This is a genomic window from Litchfieldia alkalitelluris (assembly GCF_002019645.1).
Classification (GTDB): domain Bacteria; phylum Bacillota; class Bacilli; order Bacillales; family Bacillaceae_L; genus Litchfieldia; species Litchfieldia alkalitelluris.
In genome coordinates this window covers 2300000-2321351 of sequence record NZ_KV917374.1, presented here as the reverse complement: position 1 = coordinate 2321351, position 21352 = coordinate 2300000, and the positions used below count along the sequence as shown (strand labels likewise).

Annotated in this window: 9 protein-coding genes and 1 other annotated feature; of the genes, 1 reads left to right on the top strand and 8 read right to left on the bottom strand. The window is 38.4% G+C overall.

The genetic code is table 11. The features are described 5' to 3' along the window. Window positions 1-64 precede the first annotated feature (64 nt). The 4 genes from BK579_RS10505 to BK579_RS10490 all read right to left on the bottom strand — a co-directional run bounded on the left by BK579_RS10505 (window position 65) and on the right by BK579_RS10490 (window position 15588). On the bottom strand, window positions 65-1786 hold the full coding sequence (locus BK579_RS10505) for a sensor domain-containing diguanylate cyclase (protein WP_078545310.1): 1722 nt from the start codon (window positions 1784-1786) through the stop codon (window positions 65-67). A 124-nt stretch (window positions 1787-1910) separates the two neighbouring features. Then, the gene (locus BK579_RS10500) at window positions 1911-3206 is read right to left on the bottom strand and encodes a bifunctional folylpolyglutamate synthase/dihydrofolate synthase (RefSeq protein ID WP_078545308.1); all 1296 of its coding nucleotides are present in this window, start codon (window positions 3204-3206) and stop codon (window positions 1911-1913) included. Between the two features lie 418 nt (window positions 3207-3624). Then, window positions 3625-12714, bottom strand: a complete 9090-nt coding sequence (locus tag BK579_RS10495; RefSeq protein ID WP_235848564.1) for a carboxypeptidase regulatory-like domain-containing protein — start codon at window positions 12712-12714, stop codon at window positions 3625-3627. Window positions 12715-12945: 231 nt separating this feature from the next. Beyond that, window positions 12946-15588 (bottom strand): valine--tRNA ligase, encoded by a 2643-nt coding sequence (locus BK579_RS10490; RefSeq protein ID WP_078545305.1) that lies wholly within the window; start codon window positions 15586-15588, stop codon window positions 12946-12948. A 64-nt stretch (window positions 15589-15652) separates the two neighbouring features. After that, window positions 15653-15899 (bottom strand) — a binding site (T-box leader). 382 nt (window positions 15900-16281) lie between these two features. Here BK579_RS10490 and BK579_RS10485 point away from each other — a divergent pair. After that, window positions 16282-16470 (top strand): hypothetical protein, encoded by a 189-nt coding sequence (locus BK579_RS10485; protein WP_078545304.1) that lies wholly within the window; start codon window positions 16282-16284, stop codon window positions 16468-16470. 50 nt (window positions 16471-16520) lie between these two features. Here the strand turns inward: BK579_RS10485 and ysxE are convergent, their stop codons facing one another. The 4 genes from ysxE to hemL all read right to left on the bottom strand — a co-directional run bounded on the left by ysxE (window position 16521) and on the right by hemL (window position 21332). Beyond that, a complete protein-coding gene (gene ysxE / locus BK579_RS10480) occupies window positions 16521-17597 on the bottom strand; it encodes a spore coat protein YsxE (RefSeq protein WP_169891119.1) in 1077 nt (358 codons plus the stop codon). An 87-nt stretch (window positions 17598-17684) separates the two neighbouring features. Continuing rightward, window positions 17685-19013, bottom strand: a complete 1329-nt coding sequence (gene spoVID, locus BK579_RS10475) for a stage VI sporulation protein D (protein ID WP_078545301.1) — start codon at window positions 19011-19013, stop codon at window positions 17685-17687. A 457-nt stretch (window positions 19014-19470) separates the two neighbouring features. Further along, window positions 19471-19779, bottom strand: a complete 309-nt coding sequence (locus tag BK579_RS10470) for a hypothetical protein (RefSeq protein WP_078545300.1) — start codon at window positions 19777-19779, stop codon at window positions 19471-19473. 263 nt (window positions 19780-20042) lie between these two features. Further along, entirely contained in the window at window positions 20043-21332 is a 1290-nt protein-coding gene (hemL, locus tag BK579_RS10465) for a glutamate-1-semialdehyde 2,1-aminomutase (protein WP_078545298.1), read from the bottom strand. Between the last annotated feature and the right edge of the window lie 20 nt (window positions 21333-21352).

The following is a 21352-nucleotide window of genomic DNA, read 5'->3' as shown; positions in this document are numbered from 1 at the left end:
TGTCATCCAGAAAAAGGGGAAATAGAAAAAGGAGGACCCTCTAAACTGAAGAGTCCTCCTTTTTCTATTTCACATACATCGCAACCTTATTTCTCCCCGCCTGCTTCGCCCCAGTATACATCGCACGATCCGCATGTCTTAGTATATCCATCGGACCTTCCGCATCTTCAGGTGCAGTTGCAAATCCAATACTTGCTGTGATTCGTATTTTTAATTTCGCTCCGCCATTTAAATCATCTCTAATTGTAAATGGTCGGTTTGCAATCATTTGGCGAATGGTTTCGGCAATTTTGTGTGTGGTTTCTTTGTCTGTATCTGGTAAAAGAACGACGAATTCTTCTCCTCCATATCTAGAAACGGTTCCGATATCACCGATTAAGTTGATGAGTCGCATGGAAAGCTGCTTTAAAATTTCATTTCCACTTTGATGTCCATATGTGTCATTGACTGTTTTGAAGTGATCAATATCAAGTAGAATTAATGAAAGTGGCTTTACTTCACCTTTTTGATGAACTTTTATAAACTCTTTATCTAGTAATTCCTCTAGATAACGGAAATTATATAGTCCAGTTAAGGCACAGCGTTCACTTTTATTTTTAGCTTCGGCATGATGTCTTGCATTCTCAGTTGCTACACCAAGGTAGGATGCTAGAATTTCAACAATACTTAGCTGATATTTTTCAAATGCTCTCCGTCGATTTGAAGCAAAGACGAGGACTGCTACAACCCTCTTATGTCTGATAACAGGAACACTTAAAATGCTTTCCACAGATTCAGGAAGGTAATACTCATTTAAATGTGCCCATTCCTTCCTTGTTTGGTATAAAACAGATTTCTTCTTGGCCCAAACATTGCCACTTATCGCCTCATTGATAAAAATAGGATGAAACGGCTTTGTTTCAGGTTTATCTCCTGTTCCATGCTGTCTGATTAGATTAAGCTTTTCCTCTCCAACTGTATCTAAGATATAAGCGGAATCAACAGATAAGATATCACTTGTTCTCTCAATAAACAAGTCAATCACTTCATTATATTGAAGCTTACCCGCTAGTTCATGACCTAGTTCACTCGTTTTTTGTAGGTAATCATTAATACGCTGACTTGAATAATATGATCGTAGAATAATAGACAAACTAACTAGTGGAATTCCTACATAAAAAAGAGAAACTGCTCCTATTTCCACATAAAGGATATACAGTAATAGTCCGATTGGGAAGTGAAAAAGTTTAGAAAATCCTTCCCACAATAAATCTTTACTTAGATAAGGAGCCTTCAAACTATATACTGACTTTTTAATATAAAAAAGTATCGTATGATTCGCGAAAAATTTAGATAATTCATAGCCTAAAATGGCGATTAAGACTTGTCCAGAGGACATATCAAGTTCACCATGTGTGCCACCGAGTAGGTAATAAACCAATCCACCAACAAGCGATACGGTTAAAAACATCAGTGAATTAATAGGAAAACGATAACAGTCTTTTTTGCCAACTTTCATATTTAGTAATAGTACCAACATAGCCAGTTGCGAAAAAAGTATTTCAATAAATAATCCGAAGTATAAGAAAATGACTAAGGATACCCCTTCAAGGAATAAAATCGGGGTACCATTCACGACAATAGGGAGGATAGAAAGGATAACTGTGATAAGTAAGAAGCCTGCAAGATCTATTTCATAACCAAGAATCTTATGATTCGTATAATCGTATACGACCCACATGGCAATCGGAAAAACAACAATCCACGTAGACCATACAATATATTTGACCTTTTCACTTACATTCAATTTCCTCTCCCCCTCTCTGTTAATTTATCTTTTTAGTAGCTAACCATATTTTATCAAATTTTTCGAAAACTGTCACTTTTTTTATAGGTCTAACGTCCTAAAAATATATAAAATTTGTCAATTTTCATCGTAGGACATATGGTCGAATTTCTGATAGAAAGTAAAGTGAACCTGTTATAAGAAGTACATCATCTTCTTTAAGCGTTGATCTTACAGTATCAATTGCGTCTTTCCATGACTCCATATAATTCTTTTCAGGGTGGTCACACATTTCATACAATTCCCTTGCTGAAGTGACCCTAGGAAAATCAAAGCTAGTAAACGTGATTGTTTCTGCGATGCTTGCTAGTGGTTCTAGCATTTTTTCTAATTTCTTATCTTTTAAAGCTGAGAAAATGATGTGAATGGATCGATTCTCCAAGTGACGATCCACTGTATTGATCAAACTCTCAATTCCTTCTGGATTATGAGCACCATCGATAATAACGGTTGGGTTAGAGGATACTTGTTCAAATCTCCCAATCCAAATAGACTGTTTTAAGCCGGTCTTAATTGCACTAGTGGGAACTTTCACATGACCCTCTAGATGTAAATGCTGAATAACCATAGTTGCTAAAGCAGCATTTTTCACTTGGTGAACACCTCTCATCGTAATCTCTAAGTCCTCGATGATTTCATTCGGAGTTCTTACCGTGAATTGTTCACCTTCAGTAATGGAATGATGATCTTTAATAAAATAATCATGGTTCATAACATGGTAGCGTGATTCTAGCTCTTTTGACCGTTTCACAATTACCTCTAGAGCTTCCTTCTGTTCAACACTCGTAATTACTGGAACACCTTGCTTAATGATTCCCGCTTTTTCAAAGGCAATTTCACTTAAAGAGTTACCTAATAAATCCATGTGGTCAAAGCCAATATTTGTGATAACAGAAACCAACGGTACAAAGATATTAGTAGAATCTAACCTACCTCCAAGTCCTGTTTCAAAAACAACGATATCAATATCCGTACTTGTCCCAAAGTAATAAAATGCCATCGCTGTGATGACTTCAAACTCTGAAGGTGAACCAAGTTCTGTTTGTTCAAGTTCTTCGGATAAAGGCTTTACTATATTAACAAGGTTAACGATGTCCTCATTACTAATTGGCTTCCCATTTACACTAATTCGTTCATTAAACATCTCAAAATAAGGTGACGTAAACGTACCGACCGTATATCCGGCTTCTTGCAAGATATTTCTCAAATAACAAACCGTCGATCCTTTCCCATTTGTCCCCGCAACATGAATACCTTTAATTTTTTGTTCAGGATGGTTCAAACGCTCCATCATCCATTCCATCCGCTTTAACCCAGGCTTAATCCCAAGTCTTAATCTCGAATGAATCCAATGCAACGCCTCTTCATATGTATGTATCATACTTCATTGTCTCCTTATAAAAATCATCATAGATGCTAGTCTAAACCCTATTACATTATGACATACTTACACAATATTTTTCATTAATTAAATTTTGGGCTGTAAAATGGGAATGTTCTTTTTTACAAAAAATCCCATTGCTAAATTGACTATAAACCTTAAGAAATCCATGCTAATTAAATATTCGCACCATGAAGTATTAAATGTCTTCCATAGTGTGGAATGAGCGAAGAGCTGACTTCTGCGGGATCTAGCGGTCTCGTGAGACCCCGCAGGAGCTCAAAAAGCGACGAGGAGGCTCACGGGCCGCCCCGCGGAAAGCAGGTGGATCGCAGCGTTTGGAACTCCGCTAACTAAGTAAACTTGCACCAAACCATAAAAAGCCGCGAACCAATAGATTCGCAGCCCTCATTTTATTTCATCGTTTCGGCTTCCCACTTACAACTATCTTAATTTGATTACTTTTCTCAGTCTTACCAGCAAAGTTTTCAGCCGTCGAACTAATGAAATAGCTACCATTTTTCAACTCTAGCTCAATTTCAAACGTTCCATCTGCCTTCGTTTTACCTGAAGCAAGAAGACTGTCAGTTTTACCTTTTGTATCATAAAGCTCTATGGTTGTTAATGGCTCTGACTTCCCTGTAATAATCACCGGTTCATCCTGAAAATTCGTTTCATCCGGTGTTTCTAACACTGGTATTGCAGGAATTTCCTGAATACCATCCATTGCATAACGCAAGCTTTGCGTGAAGAGTTGTTTTCCTTCTTCAGTCCAGCCATAGTCAGGGCCAATGATATTAGTCACCGCATATGATGAAAGAAGTAAGTGCATATGCTCAATACTACGGAATTCATAAGCGATTGAGCTGCCTTTTAACTCTTCATCAACGAGTAAATCACCTATGACATGGCCAGGATAGTTCATAAATGTGCCATATGGACTTTTTTCAGAGTGAATTTTTATCAATTCTGGTAATCCTTCAAAAATTGGATGTTTCTCATGTACTTTAATATAAACAGCACCTTCGTTATAGCCATCCATCCCATGCTGTGGATAACCAATAGCCTGCTCTAAAAGTTGAATTGATCCATCCTCAAGACCCCACGTTCCTAAGAAGACAACACTCACCTTTTGTTCATCAGTTACAGAAATCAGCTTCTGTAGCTGTTCAGGTGTCCCCTTATTTGTGTTAACCACAACTAACTTGTAGTTTGCAATATCTTGAACTACATCCCAATCCCTTGCTTCAGCATATAACTGTTGTTCTGTTAAGAACGCTTCAAGCTTCTGATTGTAATCACCGAGAACGGCTACCTGTATCGCATCTAGTGAAACATTGACAGATACATCCTCAATTCCAACTGTAATCACCTGACTATAAACGATATACCCATCTTTTTTAATGACTAATTCATACTCTCCTTCAAGTAAGTCCTTGAACTGATAGAATCCTTTTTCATCAGATGTTTCTTCGTAATCTAGGTTATCGCCAACTGGTGTAAGAGTGACTGTAGCCTCAGAAACGGGTTCTTCTGTGAGCTTGTCTGTTACAATACCTGAGACGGAAACTCCTTCAACCTTTTTTAGTGTAAAATCAAGTGTGACTGATTCACCAAGTGTCGTTATATCTGCTGTTTTAACAGAAGAGATAAAACCTCTAGCAGCCACCTCAACCTCATAGCTACCCGTGCCAATTCCAATTCGATATTCTCCTGCTGCATTTGTCACCGTTTCTACATTCGCTGAAATCACAGCTACTTTTGCATTTGCAATAGGTTGTCCTTCTTCATCTGTGACAGTTCCCTTAATCTCTCCTAAGCTAGCAGAGATTGCCCAGTCAATCGCATTTGTATAAAGTGTTTTTGCATTTTCAGTCCAGCGACTCTCTGGATACCCATATGAGCTAACCTGCAAGCCCGATAAAAGTACATGTACACTATTTGCACTTGTAAATTGATAGCCAATTCCGTCACCTAGTACTCCTTGGTCTTCATGTGAAAGCTGACCAATGGTTGTCCCGCTATAATTCTCGTATACTGCATATTGCTGATTACTTGTACCGTTGCTTAAGATTTTAATTTCGTCACCAGTCAACCCAGCAAAGATTGGATGATCATGTACGACTTTTACATCAATTGATCTTGGTACATAACCAGAACGAACGCTTGCAGGATCTCCATAGACATCACGAAGGTCAAGAATCGAACCGTTATTATACTGAGATCCAAAGATAATACTTACTTCTTTTTGTTTTGCTGCTTCGATGAACTCACGAATATCATCGTTTGTTGAACTATAATGAATATCATTTAAGATGATTAAGGCAAATTCATCTAAACGGTCTTGAATTAATCCTAAGTTTGTATTTTCCAGATATTCAGCATCATAGCCTCGTTCTGATAAAAATGGCAGAAGTCTGTCACCATTTAATGAAGTTGCCACAATACCAATCTTCTCAGAAGGTGCTAGTGAGAAGGATAGCTGATACTCGCCACCATCTTCAATGACTATACCATTCTTTACTTGTGCAGCATAGCCACTCGCTGATACCCTAATATCATATTCACCCATCGGCACTCCAATTTTGAAGCTTCCACTTTCATCGGTTGTTGCCATAATTGGGGTTCCGATAATAGAAATCTGCGCACCTGCAATTGGATCTCCGGTCTGTCCATCATTCACCGTCCCCGTTACAGTTCCAAGTTGATCTGATTCAATTACAAATTCTAGGTCGTACCTCTCACCGTTTTTCACTTCAACCGTAAATTCTTTCGTGAAGTGACCGAATGCTTTCACTTCAAGTGTATACGTACCTTCTGGTAAGCCTAGATAAAAGAGACCTTTTTCATCAGTTTTGACTACCTTTCCGGTTTCCTTAACAGTTACAGTGGATTGAACTTCTAAATCATGGTTATTTTTGATAGATCCATAGAGTTCTGAGACCAATGCTTCTTCTTGATCTAATGCCCAAGTAACTGCATTATTAAAGATTTGTTCACGTGTTGGATCAAAATATCGTGTATCCCCTGGATGGAATACATGACTAAATGTCATATTGGCAAGTAATATTTCCACAGATTCTGATGTACGACCTTTAAATGCAACCGTATCACCTATTTTTCCATCTGCCTCATGATGAACCTCAGCTATTGTCGTCCCATCATATCCATCAAATGTATAATAATAATCAAAATACGTCGGCATATCATGGAGAGTCTCTAATTCTACTCCTTCAAGAATTGGATGCTCTTTGATTCCTTTTAACTTCATTCCTGCTTTTGAACCAGCGATTTCCTCTGCTGGATTATTTTCATATTGGTATAGATATCGGATCGATCCTCTACCACCAAACTGACCAGTCCAAATCACCGATGTTTTTGTCGTGTCTAGTTCTTCCTGGAAGGCTTCAAACTCTGCCTTTGTTGGTATTCTACTATTATCATAATCTGAATTAGCGATGATTAAGTCTACTTCACTGATTTTATCAAGATCCGTATAGTGTAAATCCATCACTTTGTAGCCTTTTTCTAGAAGATATTCTTTCATTGTCATTCTTCCAGATGAAGTAACATCAACGATGACACCAATCGTAGGTGACGGCTTCATTTTAACAGATAGATTGGTTGTTTCTCCTGCTTTAACTTCAACCACCTGTTCATTAACCACGTAGCCATCCTTTTTCATTACCACGGTGTACGTGTCAGGTAGCAACTTCCCAAGTGTGAATTTACCTTGAGTGTCTGATACTGCTTGGCGCGGAGTCCCAATTACACTTATCTCGACATCACTAAAAGGATTTCCATCGACCTTATCTTCAATCATTCCTGAAATCGATCCAACGGTTTCATTTACGTTCATTTGAATTTGAATTGGCTCTGAGTCAGGACCTACAGTTACAGGTATTACTTGGTTTTCGTAGCCAAATGCCGAAACCTCAATTTCATAGCTGCCATCTTCCATCGCAATTGAAAATTCACCATTTTCAACATTTGTTTTTGTTGCAAAAGGTTCTCCTTTGACTGTGACATCAGCTAGAAGTGAATTGCCTTCTTCATCAGTTATCGTTCCTGAAACTGTTGAAAACTTCGCTTTTGCTGCCCATAAAACTGCATCAATGAACATTTGTTTTCCAGCGTCCGTATAGTGTGAAGCATTATGATAGAATGAAAATCCATGTCCACTCATTAACAACTCAACACTGTTTGCCGTCCGAGGCTTATACGCGACACCTAGACCTTTTGAAGAAGTATCTCCTTCATGTTGAATCGTGGCGAGTGGATACCCACTATAATCGTTAAAATATCCAACACGACTTCCTGATGGAAGCAATAATTCAATTAGTTCATCCTTTTTAGCACCTGCAAGAATTGGATGATTCTTGAGTACCTTATATTGCGCTGCAACAGTTGTTTTATAAATCGTGCCTCGTGATTGTGGATCTTCACGATAATTTACGAGCAAATTAACTCCTGTACTAGAGAAATAGGAATCTCCAAAAATTAAACTTGTTCCCGCTTCATCAGCGTTTTTGAGTAGCTCTTCAAATTGTGCTTTAGAGAACGAGTATGTGGAAACATCATTGACAAAAACCACATCAAACTCTGAGATTCTCTTAACAACATTACTTGTGCTTAGGCTTGTAACTCCTACGCCAATTTCAGAGAAGATTGACGCAAAATTGGTTGAGCTAGAATAGTAATCTCCTAAAACAGCTATAGCTGGAACTGTGGTTAAAGCAATTTCCAATTGATCAGATTGATTAGCTACGACCACCGTCTGTTCGTGAAGAATATAGCCTTCTTTTTCAATTTTCACTTGATAGCTAACATTTTCTAATCCTGTTATTTCAAAACGTCCATTTTCACCAGTAACCACTTCTGAAGCAACTTCACTATTCTTTAAAACTGTGATCTTAGCTTCAGTAATCGGTTGTTTTGACGTATCATCAACAATGATTCCAGCTAAACTGCCTCCTGAAGAAGATTGTAAAACGACAGTTAAAGTAACTGGTTCATCTTTGCTAATTGTTACAGGAATACGTTGTGTCTCAAACCCAGAGGCGCGAATTTCGACTTCAAATTTTCCTTCATCATGATACATTTCAAACGCTGATTCCTTTATGTTTGCTATCACACCAGTTTCAACCATTTGAACTTCGGCTTCAATTGGATTTCCAGCACTATCTGTGATTGTACCTGTAACTTTACCAAATGAACTATTTTGTAGGAAGTCAATTCCGTTTAATAAAATTTTCTGTTGATCTGAGAGCCAGCCTTGTAATGGAGAAATCCAAGGTGCTGCACCATGACTCGCTAATAACAAATGAGCACTATTTTCTGATACAGCTTTATAAGCTACCCCTGTACCAACAAATCCTTGTGTTGTGCTTCCAATCGAGCCAAGATGACGTCCTGAGAAATCATTGAACCAAGCAAAATCACCTGTTCGACTGTATAAGTTCACTCGATCTCCTTTTTGATATCCTTCAAAGATTGGATGTTCTTGATCAATCTGCATTCTAACGATGCCAGAGCCATAATGATGGGCAATCTCTTTAGGATCATTCAGAAAATTAGTCAACTGTCTGATTGAACCATAGCTTGAGCCCCACGCATCAGCAAAAATCAAACTAACATCATGTTGCTTTGCTTTTTCAACTAATTCTTTAAATTGTGTTTCATCTGGCTGCCAGCCACCAGAGCCATATGCCCCGTTTAAGTACACAACCTGATAGCGATGAATATCATCGACAATATCCCAATCGCGCTCTTCTGCTGTATGGCCATTTACATTTAATAATGAAGTCACTTCACTATTCCAATCATTTAAAACAGCAATATCTACAGGCTGAAGTTCAATTTTAATCGGATTATCTTGATTTTTACTTATGGTAATGTTTTTCTTCACTTCAATATATCCATTTAAAGTCATCGTAAGCTCGTACGTTCCTTCAAACACTTCAGCAACTTCAAACATACCTTGCTCATTAGTCACACCCTCGATTGGTGTTCCACTAAGATATAGCTTCACATCCCCTAAACCAGACTGTGTTCGTTGATCAATTGCCTCAATTTTTAACGACCCAACTCCAGCCGGTACTAATGAATAATTTTTTGTTTCCGTATACCCGGACACAAAGGTGATTGGTTCTAGTACTTGTTGTTTGCCGTATTGTGCAATTTTAACTGTGAAAGATCCTGGTTTGTGCTTTAATTCAAATGCTCCTTCAGCATTGTTTTTTACTACTTCACCTGTTTCCAGAACTGAGACCGTTCCATCAATTGGATTTCCCGCATCATCTTTTATTGTTCCTTTTAAAATTCCTGGAGATAAATAGCTTTGGATTCCTGAACGGTAAGGAACAACAACATTTCCAGCAACAATTGGTAAACCGGATGTACTATAATCTGGTAACGAAAATTCCTTCATCACCTGCCCCGAATACACATCCAACGCATAAAGTACCCCACTAGTTCCAGCATAAAATAACACACCATTAGCTGAGACTGAACCATTGTGTGGGGTTGTACCAACAGACTTGTTAGTCCATACCTCTGCGCCAGTTTCACGGTCTAATGCTCTTAAAATTGGTTGAACAGCAGAACTCACAATCACCAGCTCTTCATATACAATTGGTGAACCCGCTTGAGTATCCCCAATCCCTGCAAAGCTCCATTTTTCTTCACCTGTGTTTGCATCATATACATGGAGAGTACCTGTTTGACTGCCAAAATTCGTACTGTTCACATAAATAAATCCATCTTTGTAAACAGGTCTTGATGCAAATCCTTCGTTACTAACTGTTGCATTCCATATTTCAGTACCATCTTCTAAGCTTAATGCCCGAATGGTACTATTTTCATAGGTTCCAATGTATAAATAATCAGTTCCAAGTGTTCCCCCAAAGAATGAAGATGCCCCAACATCCTTTGACCAAAGAATCTCACCAGTATCTGCATCTAACGCATATACCTTGGCCGCTTCGGTAACCCCTGATCCAACATATAACACTCCATCACGATAAAGAGGAGATTCATATACTGTTGTTTGTTCAATTAACTTACTCCAAAGAACAGTGCCAGTTTTTACATCTAAAGCATAGATCGTTCCATCTGCGCCACCTGATAAATAGATTTTCCCATCAACAACAGTAGGAGATGAACGGTTCATCGAACCAAAACGGATACTCCACTTTTCCTCGCCGGTTTGTGAGTCTAACACAACAATCCATCCATATTCAGTTGTTAACACAATGCTATCTTCTGTGACAGCCGGAGTAGAGAACAATATGTCTCCTTTTGTCTCGGTTGAATAATTCCAGCTTAACGTTAGTTTGTCCACATCAATCGCATTAGGAGAAACAGCATTACGTTGGTAGTTATTGTTCGCTGTGGTCCATTCTGAATTTGTGTTAGATTTACTCAATTCAACTTCAATCGTTTGTTGAAGGTTTGCATTAATTGTTACCTTTAATGCTTGTCCTTTTATCCCTTCACCAGAAACAACGAGTTCATACTCACCTGCAGGAACATCTTCGATTTTATATTCACCGCTGAGATTACTTCGAACTGCTGAAAGAGGCGTACCCTTTAATCGTACATATGCAAAAGGTACAACAGCTTGTGATGCTTGATCTACCACTGATCCTGAGATTGTAAAGGTAGGAGATTTTTTCAACTCCCACGTAACTTCTGTGAGTTCATTTTTCGTAACCTTAACTTCGCCTTGAAATGTCTCAAACCCAAACGCGTTCACAGTAACTTTGTGAGTTCCTTCTCTAAGCTTGAAAGAAAACTCCCCGTCCTCGGAGACATTTACTAGCTTATTTTCTGAAGGAATTTCAACAGTTGATAATACAGGTTCTCCGCTCTCAGATAATATCTTCACTTTTAATTCACCTGCATACGCAGCTTCTGTGACCGCTTGATAAATATTTACGATTCCTGAGCCGTACATATCATTTGGCAAGATACCCATATGTGGCTCAACTCTAGCCGTTCCTTTTAAAAGGTCTTTTACTTCTTCAATTGTTAGGTCTGGCTGAACGCCTAGTAAAAGAGCAATTGCTCCCGCTACATGTGGTGTTGCCATCGATGTTCCACTGATTGTACGATATTTACCTTCACCCAACTGTGTTGGCCATGCCGAATAAATATGGTGACCTGGTGCGGCTACATCTGGCTTAATATGACGAACTTGATTGCCGTTTTCATCCGTCCAAAATACTGGACCACGACTTGAAAAATAAGCAATTTGGTCATAGCTATCTGTTGCCCCAATGGCAAATGAATCTAAGAAACTACCAGGCGATCCAATTGTTTGTGTCCCTGGTCCATCATTTCCCGCTGCAAACAGAGGGAATATTCCGGCAGCCACCCATGCCTGAACATCTTCATAAAATTCAAGATTATAAGAATTTGCATTGCCCCATGAGTTATTAACAACATCCGGAGCTTTCGTTGGATCCCCACCAGGTGCCATAAACCATTGGAAGGCTGAATGAATGGCTGATAGAGTTGTAGAGCCACCATCTGTGAAGATTTTTGCAGCGATCCACTCTGCTTCAGGCGCTACCCCAATCGGTTCACCTGCACCTCCTCCAACAGCAGTCCCGGCCACATGTGTACCATGACCATTCCCATCTGTTGGCGTTTTATAATTTTGACCTGAGAAATCAGCCCATGAATATTGATGATTTCCGTCTTTGCCACGATAATTATTTTTTAATGCTTCGTGGTTTCCATCTACCCCTGTATCCATGATTCCCACAACAATGCCTTCGCCTTTTTCACCGTATTCTCCCCAAACCTTTGGAGCGTATATTTTCTCCAAACCCCATTCAGGAAGACGTGGTTTTGATTCTTCCACAATTGGCTCTGGCAACTGAAGAATAGCATCTAATGTAATTTTCTCAATATCGTCTCTTCCCTTTAATTCTTCTAATGCGTCTTGATCGACTGAAGCGACGATGCTATTTGTAATCCACAATGATTGCTTTACTTTTGCTTTTCCCTTTTTTTCAAGGTTTGATAATGCTTGATTCACTCCTTTTTGAGAGTTTTTGGCTTTGTCCTCGAGTCTTTGTTTCACTAATGTAAGTCGCTCTACCCGTTTCGCCTTGCCTTTTCCCTCAGTATAAAGAGCTTCCATATCTACTTGATCTTTCAGTTTCACAATAACATCGACAGTATCCTGTTTCTTTAATTGCTTGTATACATCTGACTCAACCTTCTCAGTTGAGATTTCTTCCTTAGAGGAGTCCAACGTAGGTTCCCATCCTAGTCCAGATAATAGTGATGTTAACCCATCTTCCTCAGTTTCAACTTCTTCGCTACTTTTTGGCAAAAATTCCGTTTCACGTTGTTTCTCAATCTCGACATCTTCAATTTGGAGATCTTTCACCTCTGTTTTACTAGCTGCAAATCCTAGGTGTGGTAAAAGAGTCGATAACATAATGGTGATACTAAAAATAATTGCGAGACTTTTTCTTTGCTTTTTCCACTTCATCTTTATCAATCATTGCACCTCCACATTTTGATCATCCCTGACCATAATAGTAAATTAAACAATAATTGGTAATTACCTCTTAGTTTTTAAAAAATTTCAAGTTTTCAGACAAAAATAATTAAATGGTACTATTATCCAATTTACTTCGTAGCCCTAAAGACATATGAAGGGTTAGGTACAAAGGTACAAAAAAACTGCCTAGTTTCCTAGACAGTCTTTAACAACAATATGTTAGCCTTTTAACTCAGTAATACGTTTCTGAACCGCATCACGCTTTTCAATATAATCCGCTTGCTTTGCTTTTTCTTCTTCAATTACTTTTGCTGGTGCTTTTTTAACGAAGCCTTCATTGCCAAGCTTCTTATCAACGCGCTCTACTTCTTTGTTTAATTTATCTAATTCTTTTTCCAGACGCTTAACTTCTTCATCAATGTTAATTAGTCCATGAAGTGGCAGAATTAACTCTGCTCCAGTTACAACCGCAGACATTGCTTTGTCATCACTTGGTACTTCTGTTGCGATTGTTAATTCACTTGGATTACAGAAACGCTCTAAATATGAACGATTAGATTCTAACTGATTAAGGATTGTTTCGTCTTTAGCCTTAATTTTCAGCTCGATTTGCTTGCTCATTGGTGTATTTACTTCAGCACGGATGTTACGAACCGTACGGATGATCTCAACAAGTAGCTTCATATCACTTGCAGCTCGCGCGTCAGAAAGCTCTGGGCGCACAGTTGGCCAGCTTGCTACCGTAATTGATTCACCATCGTGAGGTAGGCTTTGCCAAATTTTTTCTGTTACGAATGGCATGAATGGATGAAGGAGTCTCATTGTGTTATCTAAGACATAAGCAAGAATTGAACGAGTTGTTTTCTTTGCTTCTTCATTCTCACCGTATAACGGTAACTTCGCCATTTCAATATACCAATCACAGAAATCATCCCAGATGAAGTTGTATAGTAATCGTCCAACTTCACCGAACTCATAACGCTCAGCAAGCTTTGTGACATTTTCAATCGTTTCATTTAATCTTGTTAAAATCCACTTGTCGGCTACTGATTTTTCACCAGTTAAGTCAATATCCTCATATTTGAAGCCTTCCATGTTCATTAATGCAAAACGAGAAGCATTCCAAATTTTATTAATGAAGTTCCAAGTCGACTCAACCTTTTCCATGCTAAAGCGTAAATCCTGACCTGGTGAGCTTCCTGTTGATAGGAAATAACGTAATGCATCTGCACCATATTGGTCGATCACATCCATTGGGTCCACACCATTACCAAGTGACTTACTCATTTTACGTCCTTGTGCATCACGAACAAGTCCGTGGATCAGAACATCCTTGAATGGACGCTTTCCAGTAAACTCTAGTCCTTGGAAAATCATTCGAGATACCCAGAAGAAAATGATATCATAACCTGTTACAAGTACACTTGTAGGGTAGAAGCGTTTGTAATCTTCATTTTCAACATCTGGCCAACCCATTGTAGAAAATGGCCATAAAGCTGACGAGAACCATGTATCTAATACATCGTTATCTTGTGTCCAGTTTTCCTCATCTGCAGGTGGCTCATGGTCTACATATACCTCACCTGTTTCTTTATGATACCAAGCAGGAATTCTATGACCCCACCATAACTGACGAGAAATACACCAATCACGGATATTTTCCATCCAATGCAGGTAAGTTTTTTCGAAACGATCTGGTACAAAGTTAACTTTATCTTCTTTATTTTGAAGCGCTACTGCTTCATCAGCTAGTGGCTGCATTTTAACAAACCATTGTGTTGAAAGATATGGTTCAACAACTGCCCCACTTCTTTCACTGTGACCAACAGAGTGTGTGTGTTCTTCAATTTTAAATAAGACATCTTGCTCTTGAAGGTCTTTCACAATTTGCTTACGGCATTCAAAGCGGTCAAGACCTTGATATTTGTCAGCATTGCTGTTCATTGTTCCGTCTTCATTCATCACTAAGATACGCTCTAGATTGTGACGGTTTCCAATTTCAAAGTCATTTGGGTCGTGCGCAGGTGTGATCTTAACTGCACCTGAACCAAATTCCATGTCTACGTAATCATCACCAACAATCGGTATTTCCCGGCCAATAATCGGTAAAATGACCGTTTTTCCGATAAGGTGCTTATAACGCTCATCTTCTGGGTGTACAGCAACTGCTGTATCACCAAGCATTGTTTCCGGACGAGTGGTCGCCACTTCGATATGTCCTGAACCATCAGCTAGTGGGTATTTCATGTGGTAAAATGCGCCTTGAACATCTTGGTAGATAACTTCGATGTCTGATAAAGCTGTTTTTGTAGCTGGATCCCAGTTAATGATATACTCACCACGGTAGATTAGGCCTTTTTTATAAAGCGAAACGAACACTTCACGAACAGCCTTTGATAATCCTTCATCTAATGTAAATCTCTCACGTGAGTAATCAAGACCAAGTCCAAGCTTTGACCATTGCTCACGGATGAAGCTTGCATATTCTTCTTTCCATTTCCATGATTCCTCAAGGAATTTTTCGCGACCAAGATCATAGCGTGATTTTCCTTCTTCACGAAGCTTTGCTTCCACTTTCGCTTGTGTTGCAATACCAGCATGGTCCATTCCTGGTAACCAAAGAACATCATAGCCTTGCATACGCTTCATACGTGTCATAATATCTTGAAGTGTCGTATCCCATGCATGACCTAGGTGAAGTCTTCCTGTTACGTTTGGTGGTGGAATTACGATTGTGTAAGGCTCTTTTTTACTGTCACGAGTAGCTTCGAAAAATTTCCCTTTTAACCAATAGTCATAACGACCCTCTTCAACTGTTTTCGGATCATATTTTGTTGGTAAGTTTAATTCTGTTTCTGACATTGATTTTCCTCCTGATCTATGTGAACTAAGGGATAACATACAAAAACTCCTTTTTATCCCTATAATAAAGGACGAAAAGGAGTTATTTCCGCGGTACCACCTTAATTCATAGACGTTATGTAATAAAAGTCTATGCGCTTAACACAGGTAACGGCTGTGACCGGCTTTTTACTAATAAGATGAGCTCATCTGTTCATAAAAGCAACTCAAGGGCGACCTTCCACCAGTAAAAATTCCTAAGAAATCTCACAGCTACTGATTTCTCTCTCTGAAGGTATTTACAGTGTACTCTTCCCTATCAATGTAATTAAAGGTATCTTCATTTTTTTTATATCTTCTATAGTACCTAATAAATGTTTTAGACGTCAACATCTTCTCCAAGTTTTTATTAACTTATTCTTATCCACTAAGGCTCTTTTCTGAAAAATTGTTGCTTATCGAACTAGTTCTTAAATTTAAACAAGGCATTAAATGAGAAAATGGGGTTAGATTTGTGGAAGAAAAGATGCCACACCACTTGGTTCATAGTGATTTCTAAGACTCTTATTATGCAACAAAGTTTACAAAAATAGCCTCTAGTAAAAATGTTTAGGCATTTTCTCTATATTTTTCGCACAAAACTGAAGATTGATACATATTTTAATTATATGAAAGAATCTAAAGGTTGGGACAACATGAAAGGAGAATTGTTTGATGAGAAGAATTAATCCTTATACTTATCCACCTTGGTTAAGACAAACACGTGCAGTTTGCGTACAATTCGTATTGCCTATAACTATTGTACAAGGAATTCGAACCCTATTTCTCCCTACAACGTTTGATGTGATTTTCCTGCTGTTACTTATTGTTTTAACATGTGCGTTGAAATTAGATTGGTTTTAATAAAAGCGTCCACATAAAGAAAAAACGAGTGAACCCTTTGATGAAAGGATTCACTCGTTTTTTGATTGTTCATTCTCTTCCTCTTGCTGCTTTTCAAACTCTGCAGCCATTTGCTGCTCTTTCTTTTCATGCTCCTGTTTCATCACTAATGAAGCAACATACTCAATATTTTTGTTTAACCAATATGATTTTAGAAAGTTCGTCACCGCTTTTTGCTCATTACCTTCTTTTTTGCGTTCTTTGTATTTAACAACTTCCCGGTACATTGGTTCGGGATAAGTCAAGTAGCTTAAGAAAAGTTGGATTTCTTCATCTCGTAAATGATAATGCTGATTATAATGGTTATACCATTCAATGCAATCATCACAATTGATTGGGTATGTACGTAGCGTCCGATAATAGAACGAAATGAGATCATTAACTGGCGTGGCCTGCTTCGCTTTTTCAAAGCTTGAGAAGTAACCACTTCCCGCTTTATCATATAAAAGATGATTTGAAGTAACCTTTCCATGTGTCAAAGCAGTTCTAAACTTTTTTACCTCCACTACTTTTTCATACCATTCATCCAACCTCGCCATCGCAAAATGACAGGCTTGCATCATCTCATTATAGTGTGTCACAAATTGTAGTTCAAAAGGTGACATATATAATTTTTTTTCACATTCCTCTACATAGTCTTCAAGATATTTATTCCTTTTCTCCCATGTATCTTTTAAACTTTGATAATGGTGCTTAACATCATCTTCACTAAATTTTGCCTCTTTGCTTGTCACAGTATGAAGACGAGCGAGCAATTTGAACAGTTGATGATGTTTACTTTCACGCTCAGTATGACTGTCATTTGATAACCACGGCATTAAATAAAAGAATTTATTTTCATGATTTACAACATACTTTTTATCTACTGTTTGAAAAATGGGCACGATTTTGGTAAAACCATCTTTATATAAGTTATCGATATGCCTTATAAAATGGAGATTTTGCGAGTTTGAAATTTCCTTTAAAGCATAAGTGCCATGTTGTGTATAAATTTTTGTTACTCGACTATTAATCTCTTCAAGATAATCGACGGACAAATTATATTTTTGCAAAATCGGCCCATACTCAATTTTACCGATTGTGGTCATAAGGGCCATTCACTCTCTTTCTTTTAAAAATTTTAAAAGATAACAATAGAAATAGGTGAGGAGTATAACCTCACTCACCGTTTTAGCTTATCTTGAGACGGGAATATATAATAATTGCCCTTCACTAACATGATTTGGATCGCTTAATTGGTTCACTCGAACTAAGGCTTGAATTGAAACCTCATAGCGTTCAGAAATGGCTTCAAGTGAATCATTATACTGTGCAATACAAATTTTCATTTTCGTAAAGTCTTCCTCATCATCACGTGCAAAAATCTTTGTTAAGTAAAGGGCGTTTTCACTCTTTACAGCAGCCTCTTCACCTTCTTCAGATCTTTCTTCAACTGCAGAAGTTGAATTCTTACTGCTAGCTCCAAATCGGTATTTCTCCTCGGGTCTACCTTTGAAACCAACCTGCAATTTAGGTTGTGGGGCAACTTCGACCTCAACCTCTGTAGTGACTTCCACTTGTGCAACAGCTTCTTTTTCTTCTTCTTCTTCCGCTTCAGGTTCTTGAACCACTTCAATTGGAGTTACTACATCAGAAGCTTCTTCTTCGACCTCTTCTTCGTTTTCATAGTAAACTTCCTTTCTAGCTTCAACCTCAAACGGAGTATATAAGTCTTCCTCAGGCTTTTCTAGGTCATGATTAGGAACCGCATATAAGTCCATATTAACCATTTCTACTTCATCACTAGACTCATCTTCTTCAACAAGTGATCTTGCTGACACCTCTTCTTTTTCCGGAGACTCCTGACTACCAAAAGTAACTTCAGGTGCAGGTACAGCATCTTCCTCAGAACTAGTTCGTGCTGCAAATGCTAACTCTTGCTCTTCTTCCTGAGTAATCACTTCAGGAGTAACCTTAGCAGTAGGCTCCACTAAAGGCTCTGATACTTCCTCTGTTGGAACTGCGGGTGGCGGATAGTTAAGCTCAATTGGTTCAGCTTCTTCTCTCGCATCCTCTACAGATGGAACACTTTGCTGGCTACCATAAATGCCACTAATCGATAAATCAGCAACTAACTGAAGGCAACCACGCTTTGGAAGCTCATAATCAAATGATTCAATGGCAACATATACATCATCTAGATTTTGAATTCGATTTTTAGGGATTGTGATATCCACTGGAAAATCGTGACTAAGCTCGCTTACACCGTCTTCACGTGTTGTAACCTCATTTACCACCCTTACAGATGTGAAATCACGCTCATCTTGGTCTGAAGTATTTTCATCTATGCGATACTCACCTGTTAGCTGTAGTGCACCACGAATAGAAACATATTGTTCATGTTCTTGAATTACAATATTAGGATCTAATGAAATAGAAACTAATTCAGAGACTTCCTGTCCTTTTTGAAACCAAACAGACTCTTCTACTGAAAATCGTAAAAACGATTGATTCTCTGACGTCAAATCGACTCCTCCTTTCAATACCTACACAAACTTTTATCTATGACAATACAGATTTATGTAGCAAAAGAGGTAAATATGATTATTTGTTGTGATTTATTTGAGATTAGCTTTTATTTTTGGAGGGTTTTACTGAGATTGGGACAGAGAGGTTTTGCTGAAGAATTAGTAATGTTCACAATTCAGGAAATGGGTATTAATTTACACCTAGATTGATGGTTCTAATTGGATAATCCGCAACTTTTAGGTTCTTAACAATTTTATGCACCACGCCTAGTTCAAATCATCAATTAGTCTATAAAATAGAACCGATTGGGATCTGCACTTATCAAGTTTATTGGCGAATTTTCGGTTGGTATTAGCCACTTTGGCACTTTTATTAGCCGATTTTGTTCTTTTATTGTCCACTTTTTGATTTTTATCAATTTTTCCACCAGCCCAGTTCAAAACATCAATTACCTCACAAAAAAGAACCTTTCCAGATCCTGCTCTTATCGAGTTTATTGGCGAATTCACCGTTGGTATTAGCCACTTTGGCACTTTTATTAGCCGGTTTTGTTTTTTTATTGTCCAATTTAGAGATTTTATCAGTTTTTTCACTATTCCAGTTCAGAACATCAGTTACCCCACAAAAAAGAACCTTTCCAAATCCTGCTCTTATCAAGTTTATTGGCGAACTTTCGGTTGGTATTTGCCACTTTAGGACTTTTATTAGCCACTTTTGTTTTTTTATTGTCCACTTTTCGGTTATTATCAATTTTTCCATCATTTCAGTTCAAAACATCAATTACCCCACAAAAAAGAACCTCTCCAGATCCTGCTCTTATCGAGGTTATTGGCGAATTTACCGTTGGTATTAGCCACTTTGGCACTTTTATTAGCCGATTTTGTTCTTTTATTGTCCACTTTTCGGCGCTTATCAATTTTTCCACCTAGCCCAGCTTAAAAAGCAAAAAAGAATGCATTTCGCATTCTTTTTTGTTGGCATATGCTCCATATTTAAATTAATCTTTTACCAGCAAAACTATTCTTTTACCCATGCAATCTCGAAAATGCAACCTCCGCCGCGGCAATGGTTTTCTCAATGTCTTCCGCAGTATGAGCAGTTGATAAGAACAATCCTTCAAATTGTGATGGTGGAAGGAAGATTCCTTGGTCTGCCATTTCACGATAGAATGTAGCGAAAAAGTCTAGATTTGATGTTTTCGCTTGGTCATAATTCTTTACCTCTTCTCCTGTAAAGAAGAAGCCAACCATCGAGCCGGCGCGATTGATTGTATGTGGAATATCATACTTAGTCGCTCCCTCACGTAAGCCTTCAATGAGACGATCTGCTTTTTTACCGAACTCAACATAGCTCTCCGGAGTTAATTGAATTAATGTTTCATAACCCGCTGTCATAGCAAGTGGATTACCTGATAAAGTTCCTGCTTGGTAGATGGGTCCACTTGGGGCAATACGTTCCATGATTTCAGCTTTCCCACCATAAGCACCTACTGGAAGTCCTCCACCAATTACTTTTCCTAAGCAAGTCAAATCAGGAGTCACACCATAATACCCTTGAGCACAGTTGTAATCCACACGGAACCCTGTCATTACTTCATCAAAAATCAGTAATGTTCCATATTGTGATGTAATCTCACGAAGTCCTTCTAAGAATCCAGCTTGTGGTGGTACCACTCCCATATTTCCTGCGACAGGCTCAACAATAATTGCTGCTAAATCATCACCATATTGTTCAAATGCATATCTAACACTATCAAGATCATTATAAGGAACTGTAATTGTATTTTGAGCGACACTTTCAGGAACACCAGGGCTGTCTGGCAAACCTAATGTTGCCACACCTGAACCTGCTTTAATTAATAACGAATCACCATGTCCGTGATAGCAACCTTCAAATTTCATGATTTTGTTACGCCCCGTATATCCACGTGCGAGGCGTAATGCGCTCATCGTTGCTTCTGTACCAGAGCTAACCATTCTCACGACCTCAATCGACGGAACACGTTCAATCACAAGCTCAGCAAGCTTTGTTTCAATTAGTGTTGGTGCTCCGAAGCTTGTACCCGATTCAGTTACCTTTTTAATCGCTTCTACAACACGATCATCTGCATGGCCATGAATCAGTGGCCCCCATGAAAGAACATAATCGATGTATTCATTGCCGTCGATATCATAAATTTTAGACCCTTTTCCTCTTTCCATAAAAATAGGATCCATCTTCACTGATTTAAATGCACGAACTGGACTATTTACGCCTCCAGGCATGATTTTTTTTGCTTCTGCGAATGCTTCTGTTGATTTTTGATAGCTTCTCATATGGCACAATTCCTTCCCAA